General features: G+C 42.7%; 3 protein-coding genes. All 3 read right to left on the reverse strand.

All coding sequences use genetic code 11. The features are described from left to right. Positions 1-833, reverse strand: an 833-nt coding sequence (locus RHS_RS28610; protein ID WP_047835127.1) for an AAA family ATPase, incomplete at its 3' end; no start/stop codon positions are given. A gap of 361 nt (positions 834-1,194) precedes the next feature. Next, complete coding sequence (locus tag RHS_RS28615) at positions 1,195-1,680, reverse strand: dCMP deaminase family protein (RefSeq protein WP_027295162.1); 486 nt, start codon at positions 1,678-1,680, stop codon at positions 1,195-1,197. Positions 1,681-1,701: 21 nt separating this feature from the next. After that, positions 1,702-2,331, reverse strand: coding sequence for a uracil phosphoribosyltransferase (gene upp, locus RHS_RS28620; protein ID WP_027295163.1), 630 nt, complete (start codon positions 2,329-2,331; stop codon positions 1,702-1,704). Between the last annotated feature and the right edge of the window lie 55 nt (positions 2,332-2,386).

The following is a 2,386-nucleotide window of genomic DNA, read 5'->3' on the forward strand; positions in this document are numbered from 1 at the left end:
ACATCCTTCAGTACGGCACAGACATCATTTGGAGTCACATAATTTCTCCCCTCCAGATAAGCCGCTGCCCTAGCCATACGCGTTACCGCTATTGTCCCTCTCGGGCTGACCCCAAGCTCCAGAAATGGATGCTCCCTTGTAGCTGCAATCAATTTCGCTATATAAGTATAAATGACATCATGGATAAAGACCTGTTCTGTCTCCTTTTGCATCTGTACCAGCTCCTGAGCCTGAATAACCGGAACAATATTTTCAATGGGGTTTCCTGAACCTCTGTCCTTCAGAATCGCAATCTCATTTTCCACATCAGGATACCCCATCGTCATACAGATCATGAACCTGTCCAGCTGTGATTCCGGAAGCATCTGCGTTCCCGCCGAACCAATGGGATTCTGTGTAGCTATGACAATAAAAGGCTTTGGTACCTCTCTGGTCACACCCTCTACTGTAACATTTCCTTCTTCCATAACCTCAAGGAGCGCAGACTGGGTCTTAGGCGATGTACGATTGATTTCATCTGCCAGAAATAAATTGCACATTATGGCACCCGGCTGAAAGGAAAACTTATTTAATTCCTTCTGATATATGGAGAATCCGGTAATATCTGCCGGCAATACATCCGGTGTAAACTGAACTCTGTGCCAAAGCAGATCCATCGATCTGGAAAATGCTAAAGCCATAGTTGTCTTCCCCACTCCCGGAATATCCTCCAGCAGCACATGCCCGCCTGCCAGCATTGCCATCATCACCTTCTCCACACAGGCATCCTTACCTACCACTGCTTTTTTTACTTCTTCTATAATCTGTCTTACTTTTTGTACATAAATAGACATACTTATACCCATTGCATATTACAGGCTTGCCTGTAATACTGCCACAATTAAACAGGTTGAAAGAATCACATCGTGGCGTCCTTTCTGCATCTTAATTTTCTTTCAACCTTCCTCCTATGCCGCATTTCCATATTCTTAACTCTGATTTTAAATATCTTACAAAGAAATACAATGATTTCTCAAACAGACCCTGGATTCACTTAAATCCCGAAACTTTACTCTCTATTATACTATCATAGAAGAAATGCGAAAACCATATAATATTGTTTAAAATAACCTTAATTGTCTTGTTTATTCAAAAGTTCCGCGCCTAATGCAGTACCCCGCAAAAAAATAGCGCCCCGCTGCAGGGCGCTATTTTTTAAAGTTCAATCTCAATCTTTCTATTCGTATGCTGATACTGACGATATTCAACCCCTGCCGCATCCATCATTCTCTTAGACGCAATAACCGCGGGTGTGTCTGCATATTTATCACAGTCATAGATTACCTGAGTGATTCCCGCCTGAATAATTGCCTTTGCACATTCATTACAGGGGAACAAAGAAACATAAAGCTTGGCACCTTCCAGACTGCCGCCTCTGTAGTTCAGAATAGCATTTAACTCACTGTGGGTTGTGTACACATATTTGCTGTCCAGCGGCCCTCCTTCTCTGCACCATGGAAATTCGTCATCTGAACATCCCATAGGAAAACCATTATATCCCATAGACAATATTTTATTATCATTGCTTACAATACAGGCTCCCACTTGTGTATTCGGATCCTTTGAGCGCATTCCTGAAAGTTTTGCAACCCCCATAAAATACTCATCCCAGGAAATATAATCAGTCCTTTTATCGCTCATTGTAAAACCCTCCAAAATTTCTTATTTAGTACCAAAGATACGGTCGCCGGCGTCTCCAAGCCCCGGTACAATGTAGCCATGGTCATTCAGACGCTCATCAAGTGCTCCGATATAGATATCTACATCCGGATGTTCCGTCTGCATACGTTTCACACCTTCCGGTGCTGCAATAATACACATGAACCGTATATTTTTAACTCCTTTTTCCTTCAGCAGATTAATCGCTGCCGAAGAAGATCCGCCTGTTGCCAGCATCGGGTCTACTACAAAAACTTCTCTGTCCCATGAATCTGCCGGTAATTTTGAATAATATTCTACAGGCTCCAATGTTTCCGGATCACGGTAAAGACCAATGTGGCCAACCTTTGCAGCCGGTATCATAGCCAGCATACCGTCTACCATTCCAAGTCCTGCCCTTAAAATCGGAACTACTGCCAATTTCTTTCCCTGAAGTTCTTTCGCCGTCATCGGACAGATAGGGGTTTCAATGTCAACATCTACTAATTTTAAATCCCTGGTTGCCTCATAGCACATCAACATTGCTATTTCACTGATCATCTGTCTGAAATCCTTTGATCCCACTTCTTTCCTACGAATAATTCCAATCTTGTGCTGGATCAATGGATGATCCATAACTGTCACCTTTGACATCGCCCTACCTCCTCACGCACATAAATTGTGTACGTTTCTCTTATTGTTATTTTTT

Origin of the sequence: Robinsoniella sp. RHS (genome assembly GCF_001029355.1) — a bacterium.
GTDB lineage: Bacteria > Bacillota > Clostridia > Lachnospirales > Lachnospiraceae > Robinsoniella > Robinsoniella peoriensis.

Excerpts from the sequence above, each read along its gene's own strand:
- RHS_RS28615 (WP_027295162.1), bottom strand. The coding sequence starts at position 1,680 with ATGAGCGATAAAAGGACTGATTATATTTCCTGGGATGAGTATTTTATG.
- upp (WP_027295163.1), bottom strand. The coding sequence starts at position 2,331 with ATGTCAAAGGTGACAGTTATGGATCATCCATTGATCCAGCACAAGATT.